The following is a 22,547-nucleotide window of genomic DNA, read 5'->3' as shown; positions in this document are numbered from 1 at the left end:
ATGGCCTTCCTGACGGAAGGCCATTTTTATTGCACATTTAGCTCGAGCTAGACCGGGCTATCGGCGTTCAATTCATCACTTCAAACCACATCACTTCGGCATCACGGTGACAATCGCCCGACGATAGGAGAACAGGTTCGGTGTTCCCTTATCTTTCGCCTGCAAAATGATATGGAAAGGCGTCGGCGTTTTAACGTCCGGTGCAACAAACTGCGTTTGCATCCCTGATGCGTTGGCCAACTTCACTTCTGGCGCAAAATGTACGCCTATCGCAGTGGCCGTAGGTTCCTTATATTGCCACCAGGTATAATTCACCTTGTCGCCATCACGATCGTGAGAACCGTCGGCGGACAGCGTCACGGTTTCTCCTGCTTTCACGTTAATTGCCACAATAGAACGCCCAGCCTGACCATTCAGCACAAGGTCGGGATTATGGTTAGCGTTGTTATTCTCCTTCGCCAGCGTCCAGTCCATACGAGCAGCAAAATCATTCTGGAATGCGTCACGCCAGCGCCAGATTGTGGCCGAGGCGGTACGGTACATTTTGCCGTTATGACTCATGACCTGATCGGAGGTGCTGACACGTAGCCCACTGGTGTCGCCCGGTACGATGGCCGCATAGCGGCCTCCCCAACTGCCATACTCCGCATGTTCTGGATCGCCAAGCCCGTTTTGAATCAGATAGAGGAATGAGGGCGTATCCCCTTCCATCGTATATTCTATCGCTGGGTAGACCGCACCGAGCGGACCTTTGCTACGGATATGTTTACTTAACCATTCGTTATTTACCTGACTCATGTCGCTGCCCTCGGCAAACGACGAGGAGATGCCGATCCAGGTAGAGAGGAAATAATCATTCCAGGCATGGATACTGGTGATATAGCGCAGCGTCGGAAAATTAGCCCGAATCCAGGCACCGGTATTATCCTGATCGGAGATCGCATACACGCGAATCTTACTGACAAACGTCGCCACCTGCTCCGGTGTGCGAGTGGCGCGTACGTCATGCAGCGCCTGCGCTAAATCTACCGCCCCGCCCCATACCGTAATCCACAGCGGGCGGGCGTCCTGTTTGTCCACCGCCTGAATAATCAAAGCAGAGGCCTCCGTCGCTTTATTCTCACCCACGACGTCCATACCAAATCCGGCTCGGCCAGACCTGACAACCTGACGTAATGCTTCCGCAGAAGGGTAGCCGGACGCGTGCTGACGCAGATTAGGCAACACCTGTTCGTAAGCATCAAGACGCTGCATAATCATTTCAGGATTGACCTTATCCCTCAGCCAGGTTGAGGTGGTCGCCACAATCCCTTCGACATCGAACTCGTTACTGTAGAGCAGGAAGCGAACCAAAGACTGCGAATCATCAGGTTCGTTACCAATGTCCGTCAGAATAAGTATTCGGGTTTTCTCCGGCACGGTTTCCGCAGCCTGACCCAGCACAGGACATAACAGCATGCTCACCAACGCCAGTAACATCAACGGCGCACGTATGATCCCCTTCGGTCTATTCATCATATTTTTCCTTTTTCGTCGGTGTTGTTTTACCCATTTATCAGGGCTGAAAAACAAAAAAACCCGCCGTGAATAGCAGGTTTTGCTATCCACGGCAGGTTCGCCTTCATTCATCAGTCACGCCCTGTGCAGACGTTATAGACGTCCGCATCGGTCACGACAACGAGTTAAAAAGGGATGTGTGACCAATATCACCGGAAAAGACGTGTGCTTTCCGTTATGTCACAGGAAATTAGCGGGGTGTACGACGCAGCCAGTCGTGAGCCAGAAACAACGCACTGACGTTACGTGCTTCACGGAAATCAGGCTCTTGCAACAACGACATCATGTTCTCCACAGGCCAACGGATTTGCGGCATGGGCTCCGGTTCATCCCCTTCCAAACTTTGCGGATACAACCCGCGCGCCACCACAATATTCATCTGGCTGGAAAAATAGGAGGGTGCCATGGTTAATGTCACCAGTAACTCCAACTGCTCCGCCCCAAAGCCGATTTCTTCCATCAACTCGCGATTAGCGGCTTCAAAGACCGTTTCACCGGGATCGATCAGCCCTTTGGGGAAGCCTAATTCGTATTCCTCAATGCCGACGGCGTATTCACGGATCAACACCAGTTCATCACCAATGACCGGGACGACCATCACTGCCTGCCGACCGCTTGAGCGCATCCGTTCATAAACCCGACGTACTCCGTTGCTAAATTCAAGATCGACGGATTCCACATTGAACAGGCGCGAACGTGCTACCGTTTCTACCTTGAGGATTTTAGGTTTTTGCAGGTTTTGACTCATTGATGCCCCCAGAGCGTTACGACCAGAACGGCATCTTAGTCCAACCCCCATGGGAGACTGCGTTTAATGCAATCTGAATATGGCATGCTGCTGGAGTAAGAAGAGATCGTAAATATTCTTTTTGATTCTGTTCACATTGTGCGTTAACAGTCGCCTTCGCTGCAACTATCGTGACGACGAATTTACGTGTGCGCAACATACAGGGTACATCCTGTATGAGAAAGCGCCGCTAAAAGTCAATAACGTAAGAAAAATAGGAATATCCTCATTCATGAAGCGTTTTTTGCTTGTTACTATTATCACCTTGTGCGATTAATTCTATGCACAATTATCTTATTAATCTAAGAAAACAATGCCATACGGGTTATCATCAATTGTATAATTTTGTTAAACTCCGGCGAAAACAAGGAGCCTCGCGTTTTGGAAGGGAGATGACATGAGCACAATATTTACCTTATTGGCGATATTGCTTGCCTGTCTGATCGTGACCGGAGGTCTTGTCGGCTACCGACTGCGCCGTCGTTTCTTATCTACCCCACCATTACCCGTTTCGCAATCGCTTCCCCGACGGCTAACTGAAGATGAACGCATCGCCGTTGAACGTTATCTGGCTCAGGAAAACAGCCAGCAAACCACGCCGCTTGATACACCGAATGCGCAGCCAAAACTGCCGCGTTCCCTGCAAAGTAATCGGGTTTACCCCATCACCCATACGATAACCCGCTACGGCCTGAGCACCGATGCCCAGAATAAGTGGCGCTACTACATCAATACACAAGAAATCCATCTGCCGCCCAGTTGGGAGCAGTTCATTACCGAAAATAACACCGTAGAACTGATAAAGACACGCTCGATCCCGCTGGTGATTTCCCTGAACGGGCACTCGCTAACAGAGTGCCTTGATGATCGCCCACTGGCTCCACTACCGAGCGAAATTCCTCTCCCTAATGCCTCCATCTATCAGGAAGGCAGTGAGCATGCCGAGTTGGTCACGATCCGTAAGGAAACACGTGAAGAACACGCCATGCATCACTCTGCGGGCTTGAAGGAAACCGCCGTACTCTGCCTGTCTTTTCTGCTCTTGTTCATTAGCCTGAATAGCCCTGTCACCCTGCTCCCTTGGCTGATCGGCACCGCATCCTTATCAGCGGGCTGGAGCCTGTGGCAACTTTTTCGATCGCCGTCCGCTCAGGAACTGCGGGATGTGCACTGCCTTCACGGCACGCCACAAGGCTTAGGCCTGTTTGGCGAATCCAATCAGGGGACGCTCGGCAATATCTCGCTCGGTAATATCGATTTGATTTACCCGCCTCATTGGCAACCCTACATCACACAGGATCTAGGCAGAAAAACGGATGTCGATATCTACCTCAATCGACAGGTCATCCGTCAGGGAGAACACCTGTCACTGCATGATGAAGTGAAAAATTTCCCGCTACAGCGCTGGGGCAGGAATCTGCTGCTGTCCGTTGGTTCACTGCTCAGCCTGATTTTACTGGTTACCAACGTGCAGCTTGAACTGCCGCTCAAGCTCAGTCTGGCCTGGCTTCAGGGCGCACAACGTATTGAGGTCACGCAGGTCAGCGATCTGGAAAAGGCTCAGATCCGCATTGGGGATACGCTGGCGGTGCATGGCAACGGCATGTGCTATGTGCCCTCAGGAATTCGTCCCGTCTCCACGCCGTCGTCCTACGCGTTCAGCCCATTCGACTGTTCCGCCATTTACTGGAATAAAGCCGCGCCGTTGCCATTACCGGAATCCGAGACGATTGAAAAAGCCTCTGCCTTGCTGAAATCCGTCAACAGTCAACTCCACCCACAAGCGGAAAAAGAAGGTCAGGTTAATTCCCAGCTCGCATCCACGATCCAGAAATCAGGGCTGATCCTGTTGAAAAACTTCGCTGACGTTGTCCTGAGAACGCAAGATCTGTGTAAACAGGAAAACGATTGCTCCCGCCTGAAGAATGCGCTGGTGAATCTGAGCGACGTCAAAAACTGGAATACACTGGTAAGAGACGCCAACTCCGGCACGCTGAAAGGCATGAATGTGGTGCTGCCCGCCGTCAGTGCGGAAACGCTGGAATCCCTGGTCAACAGCTCTACCGAGCAATTCTTCTATCAGGAAATCAATAACGCGGCAGAGTCGCTGAACAGCCCACCGCCGGGTGGATTCCTGATTCGCAGCGGCGAAGGAAAGCAGTTCGTCAGCCATCCGCTCCCGCCGATGCCGCTCAATGAGTACCGCCCATCGGATCAGTGGCAGGAACTCCAGCGGCTTTCAGCGATGCTGCTGCATACCCCGTTTAATGCCACGGGCGTTATCACCCACCTCAGCACCGATGCCAACGGAACGCAGCACATCAGCCTGCACAGCGAACCCGACGTTATTACCGTCTGGCGCTATCTCGGCAGTTGCCTGCTGCTGCTGCTGTTTTCTGCAACGTTTATCGTTAATGCGGTTCTGACCGGCATTAAAATGCGTAAAAGCCAGAAACGCGTTAGCGATATTCAGCGCTATTACGCTTCTCGGTTCAACATGATGACGAATGCGTTCCCGGACAACCGTCCCTTGCTCCCCCGCTAACGGCATCGTGCCCGTTCTGCGGTTATGCTAACCTAGCGGAATCGGTTTCCCGTCACTATTGCATTGCGCGCCTCCAGCTTCATCATCCCTATGGCACGGCGCAACATCTGGAGTCGTTATGAATCCCCACGTTAACTGGCACAACATCGACACTGTGATACTGGATATGGATGGCACGCTGCTCGATCTGGCGTTTGACAGCTATTTCTGGCTTCAACTGGTGCCACAGTCGCTCAGTGAAAAACGCCATATCAGCCTTGAGCAGGCACACCAGCTTATCGAACAAGAGTATCGTGCCGTTCAGCACACGCTAAACTGGTACTGTTTCGATTACTGGTCAGAACGTCTGGATCTGGACATCTATAAAATGACGACGGATATCGGCGCACGTGCCCGACTGCGCGATGACACCACGCCGTTTTTAGCGGCGCTGCGCGAATGCGGCAAAGAGACGATTCTGCTAACCAACGCCCACCCACACAGTCTGGCGGTAAAAATCGAACACACGGGGCTGGATCAACACCTTGATTTATTACTTTCCACCCATACTTATGGGTATCCGAAAGAGAATCAGCGCTTGTGGCAGGCCGTACAACAGCAAACCGGCTTCGACCCCGCCAGAACGTTATTCGTAGATGACAGCGAGCCGATTCTGGATGCCGCGAAAACGTTCGGTATCCATTACTGTCTGGGCGTACGTAATCCAGATTCCGGCCAGCAGGAAAAGGCATTCCTGCAACATCCGTCAATGAACGACTATCTTGCGCTGCTACCAGCCCTGCGCCACTCCGTTAACGCCGGATAATGCAGTGGCCTGAGGGGGAAACACGGCGATGAGGTTCCCGCAGGGATGCCTCGCGCCGTGGTCGCCCCCAGTATCTCGATCCTTAAACGATCGGCATTAGGATAATCAGGGGGATTGATGGTGAAAGCTACCGAGCAGGCCGACGACGCCGTTCGTCTGGATAAATGGCTCTGGGCCGCCCGTTTCTATAAAACCCGGGCCATTGCCCGCGAGATGATCGACGGCGGCAAAGTGCACTATAACGGACAACGCGGTAAGCCGAGCAAACAGGTCGAACTGAATGCCGAGGTTAAACTGCGTCAGGGCAATGATGAACGCACCGTGGTCATTTTGGCCGTCAGCGGCCAGCGCAGAAGTGCGACAGAGGCGCAGACGCTGTATCAGGAAACAGCCGAAAGTATTAAGAAACGAGAAAAGCTGGCGCTGGCGCGGAAAATGAATGCGCTAACGATGCCACACCCCGATCGCCGCCCTGATAAAAAAGAGCGACGCGATCTGATTAAATTTAAATACAGCGATCAGGAATAACGCTCCACCCTTCATTTGTTGGTCATCAAACTGGTGACAATAGGGAGAAGACCGCACCTCATCGCCGCACCATTACGACGAGAAAACACTATGGCTCACGACCAATTACACCGTTACCTGTTTGAAAATTATGCCGTTCGTGGCGAACTGGTCACCGTTAACGAGACGTATCAACGTATTCTGACCAACCACGACTATCCGTCTGCAGTGCAAACGTTACTGGGTGAAATGCTGGTTGCCACCAGCCTGTTGACGGCCACGCTGAAATTCAGCGGCGATATTACCGTTCAGCTTCAGGGTGACGGTCCACTGAAACTGGCGGTAATTAACGGCGACCACCAGCAGCAAATGCGCGGCGTTGCCCGCCTGCAAGGGGATATCGCACCGGGGAGTTCGCTGAAAGAGATGGTCGGCAATGGCTATCTGGTGATTACCATTACGCCGACGGAAGGTGAGCGTTATCAGGGTGTTGTCGGTTTAGAAGGTGAAACCGTTGCCGACTGTCTGGAGAGCTATTTCCAACAGTCCGAGCAGTTGCCGACACGACTGTTTATCCGTACCGGACAGCACGAGGGCAATCAGGCGGCCGCCGGCATGCTGCTTCAGGTATTGCCCGCACAGGATGCCGATCGTGATGATTTTGATCATCTCACGCAGCTCACCACCACGGTCAAAGCTGAAGAGCTATTTTCCCTGCCCGCGGCCGAGGTACTGTACCGCCTTTACCATCAGGAAGAGGTGATCGTGTATGAACCACAGGATGTCGAATTCCGCTGCCACTGTTCGCGCGATCGTTGCGCCGATGCATTAATGACGCTGTCCGAACAGGAGGTCAATGAAATGATCGAGCAGGACGGTGAAATCGATATGCACTGTGATTATTGTGGTACGCACTACTTGTTTAATTCACTGGACATCCGTGCCATACGGCATGATTCATCAGGAAATCTGTTGCATTAATCGTTTTAACGGGTACGAATGTACCCGTTGTATTTTGCTTATTTTCCCACCAGCAAACCACCATGATTATTTTTCAAACACCCTAAATAAGCAAAGTTATTAATGAATTTATTTAATTTTATGATTGCTATCGCGGTTAAAATAAGCTCACTCCCTACAATGTTTAGTAGTACGACTATAATTTGAGGAGTAGCAACATGCAGATCAACGGTATTACCCCACAAGCCCTGACGGCTTATGGAATCCACGATGTCCGCGATATTGTCTACAACCCCAGCTATGAACTGCTTTTTGAAGAAGAACGCTCCCCTACTCTACAAGGCTATGAACGCGGTATAGAAACTCAACTGGGTGCAGTAGCCGTCGATACCGGCATCTTTACCGGCCGTTCCCCGAAAGATAAATACATCGTGCGCGATGACGTTACGCGCGATACCGTGTGGTGGTCTGATCAAGGTAAAGGTAAGAACGATAACCACCCATTGAGCCAGGAAACCTGGACGCACCTGAAGCAGCTCGTCACCACGCAACTCTCAGGCAAACGGTTGTTCATCATCGATGCCTTCTGCGGCGCGAATCCAGACAGCCGTCTCAGCGTGCGTTTCGTGACGGAAGTGGCCTGGCAGGCGCATTTCGTCAAAAACATGTTTATCCGCCCGAGCGATGAAGAACTGGAAGGCTTTGAGCCGGATTTCATCGTGATGAACGGCGCAAAATGCACCAACCCGAACTGGCAGGAACAGGGGCTGAACTCCGAGAACTTTGTCGCGTTCAACCTGACAGAGCGCATCCAGCTAATCGGCGGCACCTGGTACGGCGGTGAAATGAAAAAAGGGATGTTCTCCATCATGAACTACCTGCTGCCGCTGAAAGGCATCGCCTCCATGCACTGTTCGGCAAACGTCGGTGAAAAAGGCGATGTGGCGGTGTTCTTTGGTCTGTCTGGTACCGGCAAAACCACACTTTCCACCGATCCCAAACGCCAGTTGATTGGCGATGACGAACACGGCTGGGACGACGACGGCGTCTTCAACTTTGAAGGCGGCTGCTATGCCAAAACGATCAAGCTCTCCAAAGAAGCCGAACCGGATATCTTTGGTGCCATCAAACGTGATGCGCTGCTGGAGAACGTCACGGTGCTGGCAGATGGTACTGTAGACTTCAACGACGGTTCCAAAACCGAGAACACCCGCGTCTCTTATCCGATCTACCACATTCAGAATATCGTTAAACCCGTTTCCAAAGCGGGCCATGCGACGAAAGTGATCTTCCTGACGGCTGACGCGTTCGGCGTATTGCCACCCGTTTCTCGCCTGACGTCCGACCAAACGCAGTATCACTTCTTGTCCGGCTTTACCGCCAAGCTGGCGGGAACCGAGCGCGGCGTAACGGAACCGACGCCAACATTCTCCGCCTGCTTCGGTGCGGCCTTCCTGATGCTGCACCCAACGCAGTATGCTGAAGTGCTGGTAAAACGCATGAAAGCGGCTGGCGCGCAGGCGTATCTGGTGAACACCGGCTGGAACGGAAGCGGCAAGCGTATCTCGATTAAGGATACCCGCGGGATTATTGACGCTATTTTGAACGGCAGCATCGATGATGCAGAAATGCAGACGCTCCCTGTCTTCGATTTGGCTATCCCAACCTCACTACCCGGCGTCAACCCTGACATTCTCGACCCGCGTGATACCTACGCGAGCGTCGAACAGTGGCAGGAAAAAGCGGACGATCTGGCACAGCGCTTTATCACCAACTTCGATAAATACACCGATGCTCCGGCAGGCGCAGCGCTGGTGAAAGCAGGACCAAAGCGCTAAACACTGAAGAGAGTCCATAACGAAAAAGGCGCGGACTCCGCGCCTTTCTTATTTTAGGACTGAAAAAGAGACTCATGATTCATACTGGTGCCTAAAGCCTCATTTTAGGAGAACACGGGAATGAGGTTCCCGCAGGGACACCTCGCCCCGTGGTCGCTCCGTGTATCTCGGTTCTTAAACGATCGGCATTAAGGTTATGACTCTTTTGCCGCACCATTATCTGCTACCAAAGCTTCCGAGAGCAGCGGCAAATACGCACGGACACAGAGCCCACCGCGTTCGCTGGTGCCGACATCCAGCACACCATTGTGCGCATCGATAATACGCTGCACAATCGCCAGCCCCAGCCCCGTCCCGCTGGTAGTGCGGGCGCTGTCGCCACGGACAAACGGCTGGAACAGATGCTTCAACTGATCGGGCGCGATGCCTTCTCCGTCATCTTCGACCTGAAACCACACGCGCTGTAGCTCACGTCCGGTACTGACTTTTATCCAGCCGTTACCGTAACGCGCCGCATTCACCACCAGATTCAGCGCCGCCCGTTTTATCGACAGCGAACTGATGCACACCAGCAGTTCGCCGGTAGCAAACTCGCTGTCGATCTGGCGTTCATAACCGCTCTCTGATGCCACGACTTCACCCATAATGGCGTTCAGATCGGCCACTTCCGTCTGCATTTCCTGACCAGTACGCAGGTAGTCGAGGAACTGCTCAATAATCGCATTACACTCTTCAATATCCTTATTGATCGACTCCGCCAGATAGTCATCTTCCTTACCCATCATTTCGGTCGCCAGACGAATTCGCGTCAGCGGCGTACGCAGGTCATGGCTCACGCCCGCCATTAACAGCGTGCGGTCATCGGCCAGCAGCTTCACGCCAGAGGCCATCTGGTTAAAGGCGCGCGTCACGGAACGCACTTCTGAGGCACCATATTCACGCAACGGCGGCGGAATAATGCCCTTGCCGACCTGCAAAGCCGCATGCTCCAGCTCAACCAAGGGTCGGTTCTGCACCCGGATAAATAGCCAAGCGCCACCAATCACCAACAGCATGATCGCCAGCGTATAGCGGAAGAGCGGCGAGAAATCGCCCTGATGAATTTCAGTGAGGGGAACGCGCACCCAAATGTCCGGTGACAGCCAGGTTTTCAGCCACACCACCGGCGTGTTCTTACTGACCTCAACGCGCACATCCGTCGGGCCGCCCAACTGTTGCGCCATCTGCTCACTCAGAAACTTGTAGTGCTGCGCCCAACGCAGGCCGCTTTCCTCCGCCGCCGCATTGGTGTACAACGATATACCCAATTCGCGGTAAATCTCACGCCGGAACGCAGGCGGCACCTCAAGCGTGGAGCCATCTTCCAGTTGCAGGCTGTCCGTCATCAGCATTCTCACTTCGTATGCCAGCACTTTATTGAACTGCTGCAAACTCGGCAAAATAGCAAAGTTGAGCACCACCAGATAAGTGGTGACCAAACTGACAAACAGCAACGTGACAATCAGTAGCAACGTCCGTGCAAATGAGCTGCGCGGAGAAAAGCGCCATTGCATCATGCCTTACTGCCGTCCGGGACAAACACGTAGCCAAGACCCCACACGGTCTGAATATAGCGCGGGTGCGCCGGATCCTCTTCCACCATACGGCGCAGACGAGAAATTTGTACGTCAATGGAACGCTCCATCGCACTGTATTCACGGCCACGGGCCAGATTCATCAGTTTATCGCGGGACAGCGGCTCACGCGGATGGCTGACCAGCGCCTTGAGCACGGCAAATTCGCCGCTGGTCAACGGCATCGGTTCATCATCGCGGAACATTTCGCGCGTGCCCAGATTCAGCTTGAATTTGCCAAACGCGATAATGGCTTCTTCCTGCGACGGCGCGCCTGGCAGTTCATTCGCCTGACGACGCAGCACCGCACGGATGCGAGCCAGCAGTTCACGCGGGTTGAAAGGTTTAGGAATATAGTCGTCCGCACCGATTTCCAGTCCGACGATACGATCCACTTCTTCCCCTTTCGCCGTCACCATGATGATCGGCATTGGGTTGCTCTGGCTACGCAAGCGACGGCAGATGGACAGCCCATCCTCGCCCGGCAGCATCAGATCCAGCACCATGAGGTGAAAGGATTCACGGGTGAGTAAACGGTCCATCTGTTCAGCATTGGCTACGCTACGTACCTGAAAACCCTGCTCGGTCAGATAACGCTCTAACAGCGCCCGCAACCGCATGTCGTCATCTACAACCAGAATTTTATAGTTCTCTTGCATTCTCTTTCTCCAAAGGCGTAATAGCGCCGACGCTGCTATTGTTCAGAAACATACGAATTACTGACAGTCGTTTCTGGTATACATTCTAGGCAAAATTGTTACAAAGCATATTAAAATTCGTGTAATCAATCATTTCCTTTGCCGTCAGTCATAAAATAATCGGCGAGTTACGATGGTTGCAGCGAGCGAAGATCGTAGCTTACGATGATTCTCTTGTTCACGATGATTATAGTAACGTCGCCGCTAATAAAAAAACGCGGTGGTGGCAAAACAGGGAAAAGGAAAAGCAGGAGGGGCTATCGCCCTAAGACGGGGCGATAGCATGAAGCGGTTAACGCATGAGTTGATCCAACACCACACTCACCGACGGCAGCGCGGGCTGGAAAAAGTGGCGCGTTGTTTTATAGGGAAACAGGCTCTTTTCCGTCACGATCGTCTGCATAATCAGATTCTTGCAAAAAGGTTGTCCGGTCTTCCAATGGTAAACCGATACGCGGGGATCTTCGTAATCGAGCAGCGCGCAAGGTATGTGCTTTAACCCCAGTTCGGTGGCCGCACGTAGCCGATGGTTGCCGTCCATAATAATCCCAGTCTCTTTCTCTATCGGCACCGGTGTCGTCCAGCAGCCACAGCGGCAAATATCCTCCATCAGACACTCCACGTTCGACATATCAACATTTTCAGAGGGAAGCAGGAACTGCACGGGCGTAAGAGCAATGTGGTAACTCATACCTTCAAACATTATCCACCTCCTGACGTTACGGTCTCGTGTAGCTCCGGTTTATCTACCGGAGCCGCCTCTTATTGACTTACTGCTCAAGACTGACGAAATAACCCGGCTGGTAGTCAACCGGTAAGAATTGCTGATGAAGCTGGCGGAAGGTGTCATCCGCATTGATATCGCGGAATAGATCAGGGTGGAACCACTCAGCCAATTGCTGAATCGCAATGAAATCATAGGGGCCGTTGTAAAACTGATGCCAGATGGCATGGAACGCGCGTTGCTGTTTCGCAACGGTGTTGGTATACGCAGGCCGTCCCAAAAACCATTCAAGCCGCTTGCGCCCTTCCGTCATGTCCTGCCCCGGCCCCAGCCCAATCCAGCGTCCGCCTGGCACAAAGGCTTCAAAGTTGCCGCTGGTGATCACCACCACTTCCGGGTTTTCCACAATCACCTGTTCCGGGTGCATCTGCATAAACGTGTTCGGCGCATTTTTCGCCGCAACGTTATCGCCACCGGCCAGTTGCACGAACTTACCGAAGTTATCCCGGCCGAAGGTCAGGCAGCATTCATCGGTGTACCCCCCCAATCGCTCAATAAACACGCGCGGAGAACGCGGTTTTTTGGCCGCCAATACGTCGGAAACGCGTCTTAGCTGCGCCTCACGGAACGCAAGAAACGCTTCGGCACGCGCTTCCTGATGAAACAGCTTGCCGAACAGACGCAGGGTCGGCGCGGTGTTTTCCAACGGGTGATAACGGAAATCGACATACACGATCGGAATACCGACACTATCCAGTATCCGGTCATAGCCCGCATCGACAATCGCCCGCTGCGCCTCAATGTTCATAATGATGACGTCCGGCTTGAGCGACACCGCCTGCTCCACGTCAAACGTGCCCTTCTCCGTGCCGTCGAACGTCGGGATTTTCGCCAGTTGAGGAAAACGATCGCGATACTGGTGCCACGTTGCCGGATCGGACTGAATCAGATCGCGCCGCCAGGCGACAATCCTTTTCGCCGGATCGTCTCGATCGAGCATCGCGACCAGATAAAGCTGACGCCCCTCTCCCAACATAACGCGCTGCACCGGCGTGTTGACTCTCACCTCACGCCCCAGCACGTCCTTGATGACGGTTGAGGTTTGCCCGCTTTTCTCTGCGTGTCCCGCCAGCGGCGACAGGCCTACCATCAACAGCGCACCCAGTAATAACCGACGGCCATGTTGCCGCGTCCAACAATTACACATTTTCGATATTTCCCTTTGTCGAGAGAGCGTCATGCTTTTCCGCCTGTCTCCGCAGGCGTCCTAGCAGCATCAGCGAAACCAGAAAGGTCACCAGATAGGCGGCGCCAACGCAGAAGAACAGCGAACGTAGCCCGGGGGAGTAGAGCACCAATCCGCCCAAAGAAATGCCCAGAATCGAGGCAAACTGGCTGACGCTTTGCGCCACGCCAAGTAGGTAACCCTGCTGTCCAGCCCCCGCGGCGCGGGAAATCAGCGCCATCAGAACCGGCGTCGTCGCCCCCAACAGCACGCCCCACAGGAAATAAAGCGGAATGAAAATAGCAATATTCAGGATCGTGGCAGCCATCAACGTCACAATGGCACAGGCCAGCATGACCACACACAGACGGCTCAGCGTCTGTGACAGCGTGAGATTTTCAAAATAGCGCGCCCACAGAGAAGCGGAGACAATCACACCGGTCGCCTGCAAACCATAGCACAGCCCGATAATCCATTTATCCACCTGAAAAAAACTGTCCATGTAGAGGGAAAACGGCGTTTGCGGAATCATGCGGCTGGTCAGCAGCAGGCCAGAAATCAGCAGCAGACCGGAAATCGGCGACAGTGCCCAAAACCGCCTGCGCGGCGTGTCCTTCACCTGCGCGTCCGCAGGCGGGGCAACAGGAACGTCGGGGGCGACATGCGGCAGGAACAGCGCTACGGTCATGCCGCACAGCGCACACAGGATCGCGGCACTCAGGTTGATCCAGAAGAAGTTCAGGTAATCGAGGATCAGCCCGCCGACAATCGCGCCCAGCAGCGATCCCACGTTGGTGGAAACCTGAAGCCAGGCGAACAGCCGCGTGCGCTGTAATGGGCTAACCACCGCGACGCCATAGGCCTGCGCGGGGGCGATATAGCCTGCACAGGCGCCCTGAATAAAGCGCAGCGCGACTATCGTCCAGATATCATTCGCCCACGCCAGCCCGAGCTGGGTCAACGCCAGCCCAAACAGCGCGCGGATCATCATGGCTTTGTTGCCCAGCCGATCGCCCATCCGTCCCCAGAAGGCGCTGGTCAGCATGATGCCCAGCATTGGCCCGACGTACACGGCAATCCCCGCGATACTCAGTTCCGCGCCGGACGACATACTTTCCAGATGCAGCGGCCAAAACGGCCCGCTCATCTCCATCGCCCCCATCGCCACCAGTTGTACGACAAACATAAAGTGGATGATGAACGCAACCTGCCCGCTCAAGCGCATGCGCCAGCTCCTTCTGCTTCCACGGCGTCACCCCGCCTCATTTCAGCCACTGTGACGGAAAATAGTCGGGACGATCCTGCGTGGACGCGCCCATATAATCGCTGCACCACCGGTAGACTTCCTCAATGTATGGCACGCTAACCGCCAGATTCTCCGCAATCGTCACCAGCAGGCTCAGACCGTAGGCGATATCCTCCTGAAATACCCGATGCTGCGTATCAAACACGTACCCGCCAGCATCATACTTGCGCAGCGGCAAACCGATGCCGTGGTAAGCCTGATTGGTGCGCAGTACAGAGAGCATCGTATGCGCATTGGCAATCTGATCGCCATAGGCATCGATAATCTCCTGTTTGAGCGGCAGTACCGAGTCCAGGCGCACGCCGAGGCGTGCTTCCAGCGCGGCGCACAGTTGCTGGTTCTCTTCATCCATGCGTTCCAGATAATAGGCGCCAAGCTCCGGGCAATCGTTCCACCAGCACAGCGGCTGCGAGAACGGTCTGGCATGCCATTGACCGTAGGGGCCAATCAGGCCATAAATCACCGCACTGTGCATAATCGGGTTACCCGGCGTCAGCGTGATCTCCAGATAATCCGGCAATAGCACCACCGGCGCGGAATAGAGCCGTTGCAGCAGCACCATCAGCGCCTGCTGGCTTTCAGCCGTTTCGCGCCGATGCGTGGCAACATACAGCGTGGCCTTTTCGCCGCCCATTTTGATCGACTGGCCGGGCAGCAAATCAAACGCGATGTGCGCGACGTCCTTCATGCCCCAAATCACCGCGTTTGGACGAGCAGCCAGCTCACGTTCGGCCAGCCAGTCAAAACCGCAAAAACCGGGGATCGCGCCAACGTAAACCGGCTTGTCGGCGGGCAGATGGGGAACGATCCGCGCCAGAAGATCGGCGCGGAAGTTGGCGGGAACGGTAATAATCACGACATCCGCGTCGCGGCAGGCTTCCGCCGGGTCGCAGGTCACACAGTCCGGCGTGGCCGTCAGCGTCTCGCCATCCGGCAGCAGCGCGTGTAGCCGTTTACCGTGCTGCTGATAGGCTTCCGGCAAACGAGGATGGCTGCCCAGTAACGTCACCTTGACGTCCGGCAGTTGCTTAAACAGTACCGTGGTGAGATGGCCGGTCTTGCCAGCCCCGCAAATCACCACGTTAAGCGGCTGCCCGCTCAGCGTTTCGGTCATCCTTGACTCCTTAGCTTGCCTGCTCCAGAGAAATCGCGTTGCCCAGCCAGCGATCCAGATCGTGCCACACGCTGCTGTCCGTCAGATTACGTGACGCCAGCCACTCTTCGTTAAACACGGTATGCAGGTATTTTTCCCCGCCGTCGGCGATCGCCAGCACGACGTTGCCACCGATACGATCCTGATAGATCAGCTCCAGCGCTTTATAGATCACCCCACCCGTCGAACCGCCGACCAGCAGGCCGTAGTGCCGTGCGATATAGCGTGCCGTTTCAAACGCCTGCGCATCCGACACCTGCTCACCACAGTCGATGCAGCTGTAATCCAGCACCAGCCCCACAGTATCCCCTGCTGGCGTACCGGTGCCGGATTGATAATAAGGTTTGCCGGGGTGGCCGAAGACGATAGACCCCACCGGTTCAACCGCAATGGTCGTGATATCCGGGTTATGGACTTTCAGACCGTGTGAAATACCGGTCATCGATCCGCCGGTGCCCACGCAGCCAACAAACGCGTCGATCTTACCAATCTGGCTGAACAGCTCGCGGACAAAATCGGCATAGCCGCCCGCATTCGCCGCGTTGTCCGACTGGTTCATAAACACCGCACCGGGAATGTCCTGCGCCAACTGTGCCGCCATGCGCTGGCGTTCCACCACCGCCACTTCATCCTCGCCATAGTCACCGGAGACATAGCGAATTTCCGCCCCGAGCGCGCGCATGATGGCAATTTTGTCCTGTGCCGCATGATGATCGACCACGGCGATAAAGCGCAGACCGTATTCAATCGACGCCAGCGCCAGCCCGATGCCGGTATTGCCCGATGATGACTCAACAATGGTGCCGCCGGGGCGGATTTTGCCTGACTTCAGCCCGGCGACAATCATGTTTCGCGCCATGCGGTCCTTCATGCTGCCGCCGGGATTGTTCTTCTCCACTTTTAAAAACAAACGCGTATCCCGATAGGGAACCGGAATTTGTATAACGGGCGTATTACCAATCAAATCAGTTACTTTATTCAGGATCATGGTTCTGCTCCATTCAGTTATCACTGGAAAAAATCAGATCACCTTTCTTACCTTTGAACGCACAAAGGCGCGCAGGCAGCGGATGCCGATGAAACGCGTTTTCCAGCAGGTCCATCTGGTATCCCGCCGTATTCGCGTAAATCAGTAAATCGCCAGGCTGCGGCACGGTTCGAAAATGAATCAATCGGTTCGTAATGACATCGTCGTCCAGACAGCTGTGTCCGGCGATCCAGGCTTTGCCCGGTACCGGACGTGTGTCTTTTTTGACGGAAAAAACATGCAGAGGATCAATCAAAAACTCAGAGTTAAACCAGGTTTCGCACGCGCTGAAGCTGCTGCCTTCCACAAACACGACGTGGTTGCCATCAGGCTGGCGGCGCGTGCGCGTGACGCGAAACACCGTAATCGCACTTTGGTCAGCCAGACTGCGCCCCGGTTCAATCGCCAGAATCAGGCCGTGCTGCTTGAGCACGTCCGCCACCCGGCGTTCTCCGATGGAAGCGGACAGAAATGCCTCAAGATAGTCAGCCGCCGAACGCTCACCGCCATACGGATAAAACGAGTCCGGCACCTGACCGTGGCGGTAATCCGCCTCATTCTGCTTCGCGACATAATCCTGATAGCGTGAAGCCGAAAGATATTGAATCGGCAACCCGCCACCAATATCAATAATAGCGGGCTGCAATCCCTTTGAGCGCGCACACTCCAGTAATGGCAGCACTTCAGCCAATGCGTCCACGCGGGTATCGGGTGCATAACCGCCCAGATGGAAGTGGAAACCTTCAAGATGCAGCACATCCTGTCTGGCGCTCAGCGTCTCCAGACAGAGTGCGACTTCATCAGCCAGCATGCCAAACCGGCTGTTTTGTGCGAACGACGGGCGATAGCGCAGCAGTACCCGCACTGACTCAGTCACACGCAATAACTCAGCCAGCGCAATCACTTCATCGAACTCTTCCGGCGAATCCAGCACGATAAGGGCACGGTGATGAACCAGCGCCGTCAGGAACTCGCGCGTTTTCGCCGGGCCGGTCGCGCACAGCCGCGTACCGTCACAGCCTGCCCGCAGTGCATCTTTCAGTTCCTGTAAGCTGGAAACATCCACGCCGACGCCCGCGTTAACGGCCGCCTGTACCAGCCCCGGCGATTTGTTCACCTTCGCGCCGTAGTACAGACGGCAATCAATGTCATGATGCTGCAACACCGTTCGCAATGCCGCGATATTGTTGGCTACGGTATGCGGCCAGACAATATTCAGCGGCGACCCATACTGCTCAACCAGCCATGACAGCCTTTGCGGCGAGTTGAACAGGAACTGCTCAATCTCACTATCCAGATAAGGTGTCAGTCTCTCAGGCCAGTGGGCCTGCGTGACAGCAGGGGAAGACACTGCGGCAAAACTAAACAGGTTGCTCATCGCCATCTCCTTAACGTTCGGTTCCTGAAAAATGCCTATCCTTAGAAATCAACCGCAACGGAGAGCATCAGCGTCCGCGGCGTTCCTTGCGATACCGTGCTGAACGACGTCACACCAGACCAGTAATTGCGGTCAAAGGCGTTGAGGACATCGGCACGGAACGTGGTAGGCGCGTTAGAGATTTTCGTCTTGTAACGCGCGCCGAAATCAACGGTGGTCCAGGAAGGAATAGATTGGGTATTGAGGGTGTCGACGTTCTGCTTCCCGTTATGGGTGACGTTGGCATTCAGCGTCAGATCGCGCAGGAACGGTAGGTCATATTCCACCCCGGCGTTAGCCTGAAAACGCGACGTACCCGGCGCGCGTTTGCCCTGTGCTCCCGGCGTCACGCTTTTGGTCAGCTCGGCATCCAGCAGCATCACGCCACCGGTCAGACGCAGATCTTCCAGCGGTGAACCGACCACATCCAGTTCGATGCCCCGATTACGCTGTTCGTTGGCTTCAACAAACGTACCGTCAACCAGCGCACCGCTCGGCTTGGTGATCTGGAAAACGCTCAGCGTAGAGATCGTCCCCAGCGCGTCCACTTTCACCCCAGCCTCGTACTGTTTGCTCTTATACGGCGACAGCACCTGCCCCGCATTGCTCGCCGTCGTGGGTGCCACATCCCCTTTACTCAGCCCTTCGATGTAGTTGGCGTAGAGCGAGACGTGCTGCCAGGGTTTAACAATCACCCCGAGCATCGGGGTGATTGCGCTCTTGTCATAGGAAGAGCGCGTTCCGTAATCAGGTGCGGCGAAATTATCTGAGTTGATTTGCTGATAACGTAGCCCGCCCGTCACTTGCAACGCATCATTCCAAAATCCGAGCGTATCCGCCAATGCGATACCGGATAGCGCGGTGGACGAACGTTTGTATATGCTTGACGGTGCAGCGATGTCCTGTGCTGGTACCGACACAGGGTTATAAATATTTGAATCAATTGCCGTTCCCGCTCTGCTGGCGCTGGCCTGACGATCGCGATAGTAGCTGGTCTGTGCCGACAATTTGTGTGTTACCGAGCCCGTTTCCACATCCGCACGAATACCGGTCGCCAGATTGTAACGACTGGTAGCAAAGCGATAATTCCCCACGGCGGAATTAACATCACCGTTATTATTAATCACCTGCGGCACCTGCTCCGACAATCGGCTTACGTGTGAGCTGGAGCCGCCCAGATCGGTAAACCAGGTCACATTATCCGCCAGATCGTATTCAGTATGCAGCAGCACCGACTGATCTTTGGAATGCCAGAATCCCCACGGTTGAGAGATATTGTTATTGCCATCCGGCGCGTCGGGCACGGTTACGCCAGCCGCAAACGAATAGGGACGAGATGGCGCACGGGTTTTCAGGTGTTGAGTAATGAGATCCAACGTGGCGCGAAAGCGTTCTGACGAGAAATCCAGCCCCAGTGCGCCGACCTGCGTACGCTTGTCGCTGCCGTCCCACACCGTATCGCCGTAGCCGTAATTACCGTTAAAGCGAATGCCGAGCAGATTGTTGTTTTCCAGCGCATAGACGCGGGAAATATCCGCATGCTGCGTGAGTTGAGAATCAGACTGCCAACTGGTAGTCAGTCGGGTCAGATTGCCCACGCTGGTCGGGCGTTTGGTGACGGCGTTAATCACGCCACCCACGCTGCTGTTAGGCGACAGTCCGTACAGCAGCGCCGACGGCCCTTTCAGCACTTCCACCCGCTCAATGTAATCGGTCATCAGTTGATAGTTGGGCGCAACACCGTAGACGCCGTTCATGGCGATGTCGCTCAGGTTCCCTTCGTTGAGTGGAAAACCGCGGATGTAATAAGAATCCAGCAGGCCGCCCTGAGAACTGCTCACCCGCACCGAGGCGTCATGAGCTACCACCTGCCCCAGCGTCTGTGCCTGTTTGTTTTCAATAAACGACGAGGTCATGTTGCTGACGTTAAACGGCGTATCCATAACATCCTTTTTGCCCAGCAGCCCGGTACTGGACGAACGCGCCGACATGCCGCCCGCTACCAGCCCCTGAACGGCTTCCGCGTCTTTGGCTTCAACCACAATCGTGGAATCATCGCGCTCGCCCGTTGCAGCTTGCACGGGTATCGCGATGCCGCTTAATACTGCCATTGCCGTCGTGACGGCGGTAGCCAACGTGGAGGGAATAGGAAAACGGGTCTTCCCGGTAGACGGAGTGAAGTTCTTCCTGGCGTTCATCAACAAAGTTATCCATCTCAAATGAGGATTGAAAAAGATGCTCCCGTTTCTCAGCCTGTGAGGCGGGAACATCGCCATACATCACGATCCCTTGCAGGTTTCTTCCTCTTCAATGAGGAAGGGATTGCTCAGGCCGTGCTGAATTCGATAGTCGCGATATTCCTGGATATGCATGCGCAGCAGCGAACGCGTATACCAGGGCTGGGTCAGAAACATGTCGCGTTCGGTCTGCCACAGCTCGCCATCAACGCGCGGCTTCACCGCATCAAACGCCGCGGCGGTTTCTTCTTTCATCACCTGCCACAGCCGGGCATCGGCAAAGCCGTATTCCGCACTCAGCGCCAGCGCCAGTTCGTGTAGGTGACTGACAAAACAGGCATCGACGACAAACATCCGCACCGGTTCGATGTCGTCTTCAAATACCGTTGGCAGAATGCCGGGCCAGACGTAGGGTTGCAGATGATGACCACGCTGGCGCAGCAGCGGCGCGTAGGTGCGTCCGTCGCCGAAATCGCGGATTAACAGCCCCTGCGCGACACCTTCGGGAGAAAAGAGGATCTGGCTGTTCTGCTGATGCGCTTCCAGCCCAATGCCGTACACCAGATAGATAGCGATGACCGGCCGGGTAATCGCGCGAACGTATTGACGGAACCACGCTTCAACGCCAAGCCCAGACAGCGTCACGAGCTCGGTAAACAGCGGCTGGTCGCGGTGAGGCAGCGCGGTAAACAGCGTGGCGACGGTCACGGGCAGCGCGCCGTCGGTTCGTTCATAAACGCGGGCATCGCGGAAGACGACAGAAAGATGCTTACCCGGTGCATCATCCTGATGAATCGCGTGCTTGTAGTGGAACGCGGCCTCTTCGCGGAAAAATTCCAGCCGCTGCTCAAACCCGCCTTCCTGCGCCAGAATCGCGTCGATAATGGTGCTGATACGCGGCCCCATCTGGATGGATTTCGCCTGCAAGCTACGCATTTCGCTGGTCATCCAGATAGCGACAGGCAGTTTGATGAAGGGAGAAGCGGGCGGTTCAACAGGTAAGACGGTACGGAATGACATACCCGGCAGCGTAATGAGATCCGGGCCGTCGGTGAGTAAAATCCCTTCGGCGATCTCCTCCGCGTAGTGGGATTTCACCCAGTTTTCCAGATGCCAGCTATGGATGGGCAGCGGGAGCCACTGCGTTTCATCCAGCCCTTGCTGATTCAGGCGCTGCTTCCAATCCTGCCAGAGTGCAGGAAATGCCTGAGCAAACCACGAATGAAAATCATCGACGTGCGGCATGCATTCCACATACGCCATATCGCGGCGCAGTGCGGTAATACGCAACGGCACGCGGGCATTGAATTCGGGTGACAGTTGCTGGACATCCTCATCACTCAGGCCAGGGCGGGATTTCCAGGTTGGGTAGTAGGGGTGGCCTTCCAGCGATCCCCACTGATCGAGGAACATGGCGGCATCGCGAGTACTTAACTGCCGGCGCAACCATTGCGTGAAATATTCCTGCCCGTCCCGCTGCATGGCATCAGCCACCTCAGCACGCCATTGGCACCGATAGCGCCGGGCATTGGTATCATTACGAATACTGTTACCAACATCTTTTTTCAGGCCGCTGATACCGCTCTCTTCAGGGCGAAAATCAAAATTATCCCGAAGTAAATCAATTAATCGATCGTGGTTGGTGACGGGAAAAGACGTGCCATCTGAATTAATGTGATAAATATTTCCATTATTAATATAAGTGTTTGCCGGTGATGGGGAAATATCATCAAATTTCAATATACCTTTGCCACCTTGCAAATTTAGTGTTGCTCCTTTGGAATTACCCGCAATAAATGTCAGGTCATCCCTATTCAAAATTCCCTCTGCAAAAAAACAGCGAATCAATCGCCTTAACGCATTTTTATTTGAATAATCAGAAAGAAAATCATCTACATCCTGATGTATATCCCTGTGTTTAACATCGTCAGCCTTGATATTCATAACCACTCCCCATACCGATAAAACAAGTAAAATTGATTGCAGTAACGTATAAAAGGGTGTCATTAAAGCCCGGGTTAACACATCCCGAAACTTAATAAAAATGTCGTGATAGATGGATTGAAAAATAATGAACCGAAAGCTAGCATATCATCAATGTCAATGTAAATAGGTATCATTCTTATTCGCGATCATTTGGTTAAATTT

The 22,547-nt window shown here is 54.3% G+C and carries 17 protein-coding genes; 5 read left to right on the top strand and 12 right to left on the bottom strand.

Annotation, left to right across the window (positions count from 1 at the left end):
- Positions 1-90: 90 nt before the first annotated feature.
- Positions 91-1,518, bottom strand: a complete 1,428-nt coding sequence (locus ACKQAD_RS02845; RefSeq protein WP_409158754.1) for a DUF1593 domain-containing protein — start codon at positions 1,516-1,518, stop codon at positions 91-93.
- Positions 1,519-1,747: 229 nt separating this feature from the next.
- Entirely contained in the window at positions 1,748-2,305 is a 558-nt protein-coding gene (gene nudE, locus ACKQAD_RS02840; protein WP_409158753.1) for an ADP compounds hydrolase NudE, read from the bottom strand.
- Positions 2,306-2,741: 436 nt separating this feature from the next.
- Here nudE and ACKQAD_RS02835 point away from each other — a divergent pair, with 436 nt between their 5' ends.
- From ACKQAD_RS02835 to pckA, 5 genes are all read left to right on the top strand, one after another.
- Positions 2,742-4,889: an intracellular growth attenuator family protein gene (locus ACKQAD_RS02835; protein ID WP_409158752.1), complete on the top strand. Its 2,148-nt coding sequence runs from the start codon at positions 2,742-2,744 to the stop codon at positions 4,887-4,889.
- Between the two features lie 118 nt (positions 4,890-5,007).
- Positions 5,008-5,694 (top strand): GMP/IMP nucleotidase, encoded by a 687-nt coding sequence (gene yrfG, locus ACKQAD_RS02830; protein ID WP_409158751.1) that lies wholly within the window; start codon positions 5,008-5,010, stop codon positions 5,692-5,694.
- 117 nt (positions 5,695-5,811) lie between these two features.
- Positions 5,812-6,222, top strand: a complete 411-nt coding sequence (gene hslR, locus ACKQAD_RS02825; protein ID WP_409158750.1) for a ribosome-associated heat shock protein Hsp15 — start codon at positions 5,812-5,814, stop codon at positions 6,220-6,222.
- A gap of 90 nt (positions 6,223-6,312) precedes the next feature.
- Positions 6,313-7,182 (top strand): Hsp33 family molecular chaperone HslO, encoded by an 870-nt coding sequence (gene hslO / locus ACKQAD_RS02820; protein WP_409158749.1) that lies wholly within the window; start codon positions 6,313-6,315, stop codon positions 7,180-7,182.
- A gap of 197 nt (positions 7,183-7,379) precedes the next feature.
- Positions 7,380-8,999: a phosphoenolpyruvate carboxykinase (ATP) gene (pckA, locus tag ACKQAD_RS02815; protein WP_409158748.1), complete on the top strand. Its 1,620-nt coding sequence runs from the start codon at positions 7,380-7,382 to the stop codon at positions 8,997-8,999.
- A gap of 194 nt (positions 9,000-9,193) precedes the next feature.
- Here the strand turns inward: pckA and envZ are convergent, their stop codons facing one another.
- The 10 genes from envZ to ACKQAD_RS02765 form a co-directional block, all read right to left on the bottom strand.
- The gene (envZ, locus tag ACKQAD_RS02810) at positions 9,194-10,555 is read right to left on the bottom strand and encodes a two-component system sensor histidine kinase EnvZ (protein WP_409158747.1); all 1,362 of its coding nucleotides are present in this window, start codon (positions 10,553-10,555) and stop codon (positions 9,194-9,196) included.
- Positions 10,552-11,271 carry an osmolarity response regulator transcription factor OmpR gene (gene ompR / locus ACKQAD_RS02805; RefSeq protein WP_005969424.1) on the bottom strand — a complete coding sequence of 240 codons (720 nt, stop codon included), beginning with the start codon at positions 11,269-11,271 and terminating at the stop codon, positions 10,552-10,554. Before ompR ends, envZ begins: the two co-directional genes overlap by 4 nt.
- A 331-nt stretch (positions 11,272-11,602) precedes the next feature.
- Positions 11,603-12,013, bottom strand: a complete 411-nt coding sequence (locus tag ACKQAD_RS02800; protein WP_409158746.1) for a ParB N-terminal domain-containing protein — start codon at positions 12,011-12,013, stop codon at positions 11,603-11,605.
- Positions 12,014-12,080: 67 nt separating this feature from the next.
- Positions 12,081-13,241: an ABC transporter substrate-binding protein gene (locus ACKQAD_RS02795; protein WP_409158745.1), complete on the bottom strand. Its 1,161-nt coding sequence runs from the start codon at positions 13,239-13,241 to the stop codon at positions 12,081-12,083.
- A complete protein-coding gene (locus ACKQAD_RS02790; protein WP_409158744.1) occupies positions 13,234-14,484 on the bottom strand; it encodes an MFS transporter in 1,251 nt (416 codons plus the stop codon). The genes ACKQAD_RS02795 and ACKQAD_RS02790 overlap by 8 nt, the downstream gene beginning before the upstream one ends.
- A gap of 37 nt (positions 14,485-14,521) precedes the next feature.
- Positions 14,522-15,679 (bottom strand): NAD/NADP-dependent octopine/nopaline dehydrogenase family protein, encoded by a 1,158-nt coding sequence (locus ACKQAD_RS02785; protein WP_409158743.1) that lies wholly within the window; start codon positions 15,677-15,679, stop codon positions 14,522-14,524.
- 10 nt (positions 15,680-15,689) lie between these two features.
- Positions 15,690-16,706: a PLP-dependent cysteine synthase family protein gene (locus ACKQAD_RS02780; RefSeq protein WP_409158742.1), complete on the bottom strand. Its 1,017-nt coding sequence runs from the start codon at positions 16,704-16,706 to the stop codon at positions 15,690-15,692.
- 13 nt (positions 16,707-16,719) lie between these two features.
- Positions 16,720-18,123, bottom strand: coding sequence for a Y4yA family PLP-dependent enzyme (locus tag ACKQAD_RS02775; protein WP_409158741.1), 1,404 nt, complete (start codon positions 18,121-18,123; stop codon positions 16,720-16,722).
- Between the two features lie 41 nt (positions 18,124-18,164).
- Positions 18,165-20,360 carry a TonB-dependent receptor gene (locus ACKQAD_RS02770; protein ID WP_409158740.1) on the bottom strand — a complete coding sequence of 732 codons (2,196 nt, stop codon included), beginning with the start codon at positions 20,358-20,360 and terminating at the stop codon, positions 18,165-18,167.
- Between the two features lie 81 nt (positions 20,361-20,441).
- Positions 20,442-22,343, bottom strand: a complete 1,902-nt coding sequence (locus tag ACKQAD_RS02765; protein ID WP_409158739.1) for an IucA/IucC family protein — start codon at positions 22,341-22,343, stop codon at positions 20,442-20,444.
- Positions 22,344-22,547 lie beyond the last annotated feature (204 nt).

Origin of the sequence: Pectobacterium artocarpous (genome assembly GCF_046159765.1) — a bacterium.
Taxonomy (GTDB): domain Bacteria; phylum Pseudomonadota; class Gammaproteobacteria; order Enterobacterales; family Enterobacteriaceae; genus Pectobacterium.
Note: the sequence above shows the minus strand (reverse complement) of the source record. Positions and strands in the feature narration are given on the sequence as shown.